We start from the raw sequence: 5,849 nt of genomic DNA, 5'->3' as shown, positions 1-5,849 counted from the left end.
TTGGGCGCCGCATAGACTCCGATTGGTCAATGGTTAGTTTGTGTTTGCGGTGCGAGGGTTCCCGGACCCTTGGGTTACTGCGAAACGGCCTTGCGCGCCATGTCGCTGGCCTCTTCGATGAATTGCCGGCCCTGCTTCAGCATGGCCTGCTTGACTGCCTCCGCCAGCGCTGGGCGGCTCAGTGTCTCGCCAGCGATGATGACTCGTTCTGGCGAGGTGGCATAGGCGTTGAGCGGGTTCGCCAGCTGATCCGCAGTGTCCTCCACCGCGTTGTGGGCGTAGAAGCAGGTGGCGCGGCCGGGCCTGTCGCCGACCTGATAGGCGAGCCTTACCTCGGCCCCCTGATAGCCGCTTGTGCGGACGTCCGCCGCCTCGAACACTGGGCTTCCGCCCGTGCTTACAGCGACGATGTCCTTGCAGAGCGTCACGCGCACATCCTCGCCGGCGCCGGAGCAGCCTATGGCCATCAGCGCGGCCATAAGCGCCGCTACCGCGGCTGCGGCAGCGAGGGTGGACTGGCTGTGGACGACAGGGATCTGGTCTTTCCTGGTCATGGGCAGGGCTCTCCAGCGGTGGTGCGTGATCCGCGCAGTATCGCATGGCCGGCACCGGCAACCGTGCCCGCTCAAGCGCCTCTCCGGGCAGCCTCGCCTGAGTACCCGGATCAGCGAAGGCGCGCGGTGCGGCGCTGTTATGGGAGAATCTGCCGATCACTGAACAGAACCACAGCGGAGAGGAGCCACCATGAGCGAGCCGTCTTCGGCCATGGGCACGCGGGCAGAGACACTTGCGGCTGTGCAGGAGACTGCGGCTTTGCCCGTCAAGGACATCGTCGCGCTGGACGATGCGCCGCCGGCGGAGCAGCAGGAGATCAAGGGCCTGTTGGCGGAGCTGGACCTGACGGACTCGAGCTCCATCATGCACTTTGGCGCCAAGGCCCAACAGCAGCTGACCGAGGTCTCCGATCAGATGCTGGAGGGCGTACGCAGCAAGGACACCGGAGCCGCTGGCGCCACGCTGAGCCAGATGGTGGGCACGCTGCGGGGTTTCGACGTCGAGGCACTGGACCCGAATGCAAAGAAGGGCTTCTTTGCCCGCATCTTCGGCGCCGGCAAGCCCATCCTGAAGTTCCTCCAGGAATACGAGGAGGTGCGTGACCACATCGAGCGCATCACCATCGATCTCGAGCGGCACAAGACCCGCTTGCTCACCGATGTCACCAGCCTGGACCGGCTCTACGACGCCAACCTCAACTACTTCCGCGAGCTGGAGCACTATATTGCCGCCGGCGATGCCAAGCTGAAGGAGCTGGACGAGGAGACCATCCCAAAGTTGGCCGGTGACGTGGAGCAGGCTGACGACATGGTGCAGGCGCAGAACCTGCGCGACCTGCGCGGCGCCCGCGATGACCTCGAGCGGCGCGTGCACGACTTGCGCCTGACCCGCCAAGTGGCCATGCAGGCACTGCCGAGCATCCGGCTGGTGCAGGAGAACGACAAGGGACTCATCAACAAAATCAACTCGACGCTGGTGAATACCGTGCCTCTGTGGCGCCAGCAATTGGCCCAGGCCATCACCATCTACCGCTCCGGGCGCGCCGCTGAGACCGTCAAGGCCGCCACCGACCTGACCAACGAGCTGCTGCGAGCCAACGCCGAGAATCTGAAGACGGCCAATGCCGAGGCGCGTAGGCAGATCGAGCGTGGAGTATTCGACATCGAGACCGTCAAAAAGGCGAATCAGGCCCTCATCGAGACCATTGAGGAGAGCCTGGCGATCGCCGACGAAGGCAAGCGCGCGCGCGCCGCGGCTGCTGCGGAGCTCACGCAGATGGAGGACGACCTGCGCAAGTCGCTGGCGGCGGCGAGTGCAGCCACAGCGGAGGAGGAGCAATCGCGGGGTTGAGGCTGTCCTGTCCTGGTCGCGAAGCCCCGTTCTCGCGACTGGCGTGGTGCGTCACTGCATCAGGCGTTGTTGTCGCCGGAGCCGATCGGTCGCAGGTGTTGTCATGGAATCCTCCCGGCGACGCCTTGGCGCCAGCGCAGCGATGACGGACTCGCTCTGAGTGTAGACCTGGCTCACCCGAGGGCCAAATGGCAAGGGCCAAGGAACACCGCGCTTTCTGGTGTCCTCTCCTCAGCCCTCAGCCCTCAGCCCTCAGCCCTTCTTCTTAGGCGGCAAAAGGTCTGTAATCGATCCATGCGCCATTTCCGCAGCGAGGCCGATGGTCTCATTCAGCGTCGGATGCGGGTGGATGCTCATGCCGATGTCTTCCATATCGGCGCCCATCTCCAGTGCCAGCACCGTCTCGCCGATGAGCTCGCCGGCGTTCGGCCCGACGATGCCGGCGCCCAGAATGCGCTTGGTTTCGGGGTCGAACAGCAGCTTGGTGAGCCCTTCGTCGCGGTGGATGCCCAGCGCCCGGCCGCTGGCGGCCCAGGGGAAGACGCCTTTTTCCACCTCGATGCCCTGGGCCTTCGCCTCGTGCTCGGTGAGTCCCATCCAGGCGACCTCCGGGTCGGTGTAGGCCACGGACGGGATGGTGAGCGGGTCGAACAGTGCTGGCTCGCCGGCGATGACCTCCGCCGCCACCTTGCCCTCGTGTGTCGCCTTGTGCGCCAGCATCGGGCCGCCGACCACGTCGCCGATGGCGAAGATGTTGGGCACATTGGTGCGCATGTGCTGATCGGTCTTGATGAACCCGTGTTCGTCCACGTTGACGCCGGCGGCCTCGGCGTTGATGAGCTTGCCGTTGGGGCGGCGGCCGATGGCTACGAGCACCTTGTCGTAGGTGTCTTCGCCGGGGGACTTGCCCTCGAGAACCACCTTGATGCCGTCACTGGTGGCTTCCATGCGCGACACCTTGGTCTCCAGGAAGATCTTGTTGTAGCGCTTTTTGATGACCTTCTGGAAGGCGCGCACCAGGTCCAGGTCCGCGCCCGGCATCAGTTGGTCCTTCAGCTCCACCACATCGATTTTGCTGCCCAAAGCCGCGTAGACGCTCGCCATCTCAAGACCAATAATGCCGCCGCCGACGACGAGCATGCGCGCGGGGATGCCGTCGATCTCAAGCGCATCGGTGGAGTCCATGACTCTCGGGTCGTCGTGCGGGAAGCCCGGGATGCGGATGGGCGCAGAGCCGGCGGCGATGATGCAGTTATCGAAGGTGACGGTCACCTTGCCCTCGCGGCCGTCCACGCCGATGCGGTTGGGCCCCTCGAAGCGTCCGGTGCCCGTGACCACCTCCACACCGCGCTGCTTGGCCATGCCGGCGAGGCCCGTGGTGAGCTTTTTCACGACCTTGTCCTTGCCGGTACGCATTTTGTCGAGGTCGATCTCGGGCGGCGCGAAGCTCACGCCCATGGCGTCCATGGTCTTGGCCTCCTCGATGATGGCGGCCGTGTGCAGCAGCGCCTTGGACGGGATACAGCCCACATTGAGGCAGACCCCGCCCAGGGTCGGATAGCGCTCGATGAGCACCACCCGCAGCCCCAGGTCCGCGGCGCGGAAGGCCGCCGTGTAGCCGCCGGGGCCGCCGCCGAGCACGGCGACCTGGGCGGAGAGCTCTTTGACGGGGGGGGAGTCGGTCATGGACTTGCCTCTGGCATGCGTAGGTTGTCGGGTGCCTGTGTGCTGTCGCCGGACCAGCAGGATGTCAGCCGGACATTCAAGCAGGCTTAGGGGGTCTAGGCGATGGGGTTGCGCCGGCGAAGACCGGGAAACGGAGCGAAATCGCTGTCGTTTGCGTGCAGCTCGGCCTGGTGCTCGATGGCGAGGGCCCCAAGGTGCGCATCCATGACCAGATCTGTGGCGGCCGAAGCGGCTCTGAGCAGATCGGCAAGCAGATCAAGGTGCCCTGGGCCAGGCAAGATGATGCGCGCATTCGGCCGTACCAGCCAGGCTTTGCAGTGCTGGACTGCCTCGGCCGCGGGCATGGGGTCGTCGATCACGCGACGGTCCGACATCAGCCGCACGAAGCCCAGCAGCACGACCCATGGTAGCGCCACAGGTCGCGCAGCCGACAAGCTCGCCTCCCACCACCGCTTTGCGCCCGCATGTCCGGGGGCGTCCTCGTTGTAGGCGTGAATGAGCAGGTTGACGTCCGGGATGATCATCCGCCGCGGCTCCCGCCGCCGCCGTTGCCGGAAACTGCGTCGCTGTCTGAGCCGCCGGTGGCGGACCCCGTGGCAGACCCGGCGGCGACTTGATGGTCTGAGGCGATGAACCGCTCGGTTTCCAGCTTGTCGGCGAGCTGATTCAGCGTCATGGGGTCAATGCCCGGTCGAAATCCGCGCGGCGCGGACAGCACGCGAAAGGGCTCGGCGGCCGCGCACGGTTCCTCCCCGGCACTGAGTCCGCGGCGGAGCGTGTCGTTGACCACTTCCTTGACGCTGATGCCGCGCTGATGTGCCACGTCCTTCAGGACGTGAAAGAGATCGTCGCCGATGGTGAGCGTCTTGCGCATGCGTGGGCAGCTTAGTGCTCACTGCAACGGGCATCAAGATGCCTTGCCCCGGGCGGCGTCTGCCTGGAGCAAGCAAGCGCTGGCCAAGTGGAACATGGCTTGATCAGGCAGACGCCGATGGTTGGCCATCCCGGCCAAAAACGGCGCTGGTGGCGAAGCGTGGTTTTCGCTTCTCCTCTTTTTCAGCGACTTGCGTCGCAAAAATCGTGGGCCTTCCTGGCCCGCACGGGAAACGCCGAATACTTCGGCGCTTCCCTAAACACGAACGCCGCATCCCCCAAGCTGCCGGCGTACGATGGGATCTGTCCGGTTCTTGGACGTCGCCGCCTTCATGAACACCACCACCCGGTCGATGTCGCGGATCACGCCGAGCAGCGTCGCCGGGTCCGGCCAGCGGTCCTTCAGGGACTCGAACGCCATGTCCATCAGCGGCTCGTCGGCGCGAGAGATGCCGATCGCATAAGCCGTTGCACAGGCAAGCCCGGGATGACGGTGGTGGATACGGCCTGCAAAGCGTCGCCAGGATGCCACCCAACCGTCCCATTCGAGCGCGGACACGCCCGCCTTGGCGGTACGCAGGAAGAGCACCGTCTTCACCAGCTCGTCCTGCCAGAGCCACTCCGGCAGCCCCGCCTTGGAGCGCAACCGCTCAATGACCTTGCCGTGATACACCCGGCAGTGCTCGCACTGGTAGTACAGCGCCAGCGCGTAGGCGATGTACTCCCGCTCCAGCTCGCCGAGCGTGAAGGGGTCTGACTCCCCGGGGGAGCCGGAGAAGGTGTGCGCGTGCAACTCGTTCAGCACATCGTTGAACGACTGCCCCTGGATGGACTCTCGTGTGGCTCGCCCGGTCATGTCTCGCACCTCGTACAGCGCTGGTGGAAGTTTAGTATCAGGCGATATTGTGGAGCTTTGGCGTCACCTTTCCTATGTCTGGCGTCAGGTATGCGTTGTTCGACTCGAAAGAGTCGGATCTGGAGCGGCTGGGAGCGCTGACATCGTGCCGGTCACCGATAGCGTCGGCTCCCGAGCCGGCCTCGCTGGGGGCCGGCTCTTGCCGGGCCGCTGGCATGAACAGCCTGGTGACCGCCGCGCAGGCCTCCTTCAGCGTCGCAGAAACCGGCGACTTGCGCCCCGCCGAATGCATGGACATCCCTCGGCGAGCTCGACCCCGAGCAGATTGATGACCCAGTCGAGGTCCCGGGGCGACACCGACAATCGCGCCCGTTGCGAGCCGGCCAACAGCGGTACCCCTAGGCACTCGGCGCTAAGTCGCGGCCGCTCGAACAAGCTTCGAAACAGGCTGGTGGTACTGGAGATATTCATAGTGTTCTAGGGAGATGCTGATTTATTGGGCATCCTGCCCAAAAATCAGACGGAGCCG

The 5,849-nt window shown here is 65.1% G+C and carries 6 protein-coding genes; 1 reads left to right on the top strand and 5 read right to left on the bottom strand.

The annotated features are described in order from the left end of the window. Window positions 1-74 precede the first annotated feature (74 nt). Complete coding sequence (locus I6U14_RS09180) at window positions 75-554, bottom strand: hypothetical protein (protein WP_296898669.1); 480 nt, start codon at window positions 552-554, stop codon at window positions 75-77. 190 nt (window positions 555-744) lie between these two features. Between I6U14_RS09180 and I6U14_RS09175 the strand changes: the two genes are divergently transcribed. Further along, the gene (locus I6U14_RS09175) at window positions 745-1,905 is read left to right on the top strand and encodes a toxic anion resistance protein (protein ID WP_296898667.1); all 1,161 of its coding nucleotides are present in this window, start codon (window positions 745-747) and stop codon (window positions 1,903-1,905) included. 252 nt (window positions 1,906-2,157) lie between these two features. Here the strand turns inward: I6U14_RS09175 and lpdA are convergent, their stop codons facing one another. The 4 genes from lpdA to I6U14_RS09155 form a co-directional block, all read right to left on the bottom strand. Then, a complete protein-coding gene (gene lpdA, locus I6U14_RS09170; protein ID WP_296898666.1) occupies window positions 2,158-3,591 on the bottom strand; it encodes a dihydrolipoyl dehydrogenase in 1,434 nt (477 codons plus the stop codon). Window positions 3,592-3,686: 95 nt separating this feature from the next. Next, a complete protein-coding gene (locus I6U14_RS09165) occupies window positions 3,687-4,115 on the bottom strand; it encodes a TA system VapC family ribonuclease toxin (RefSeq protein ID WP_296898665.1) in 429 nt (142 codons plus the stop codon). Beyond that, the gene (locus I6U14_RS09160; protein ID WP_296898664.1) at window positions 4,112-4,465 is read right to left on the bottom strand and encodes a hypothetical protein; all 354 of its coding nucleotides are present in this window, start codon (window positions 4,463-4,465) and stop codon (window positions 4,112-4,114) included. Before I6U14_RS09160 ends, I6U14_RS09165 begins: the two co-directional genes overlap by 4 nt. 255 nt (window positions 4,466-4,720) lie before the next feature. After that, window positions 4,721-5,320, bottom strand: a complete 600-nt coding sequence (locus I6U14_RS09155; RefSeq protein ID WP_296898663.1) for a hypothetical protein — start codon at window positions 5,318-5,320, stop codon at window positions 4,721-4,723. Between the last annotated feature and the right edge of the window lie 529 nt (window positions 5,321-5,849).

It is taken from the genome of Thiohalocapsa sp. (assembly GCF_019695415.1).
Classification (GTDB): domain Bacteria; phylum Pseudomonadota; class Gammaproteobacteria; order Chromatiales; family Chromatiaceae; genus Thiohalocapsa.
Note: the sequence above shows the minus strand (reverse complement) of the source record. Positions and strands in the feature narration are given on the sequence as shown.

Bases quoted from the DNA above. Each gene is read 5' to 3' on its own strand.
- I6U14_RS09155 (WP_296898663.1), bottom strand. From the start codon at position 5,320: ATGACCGGGCGAGCCACACGAGAGTCCATCCAGGGGCAGTCGTTCAAC.
- I6U14_RS09180 (WP_296898669.1), bottom strand. From the start codon at position 554: ATGACCAGGAAAGACCAGATCCCTGTCGTCCACAGCCAGTCCACCCTC.
- I6U14_RS09160 (WP_296898664.1), bottom strand. From the start codon at position 4,465: ATGCGCAAGACGCTCACCATCGGCGACGATCTCTTTCACGTCCTGAAG.
- lpdA (WP_296898666.1), bottom strand. From the start codon at position 3,591: ATGACCGACTCCCCCCCCGTCAAAGAGCTCTCCGCCCAGGTCGCCGTG.
- I6U14_RS09165 (WP_296898665.1), bottom strand. From the start codon at position 4,115: ATGATCATCCCGGACGTCAACCTGCTCATTCACGCCTACAACGAGGAC.
- I6U14_RS09175 (WP_296898667.1), top strand. From the start codon at position 745: ATGAGCGAGCCGTCTTCGGCCATGGGCACGCGGGCAGAGACACTTGCG.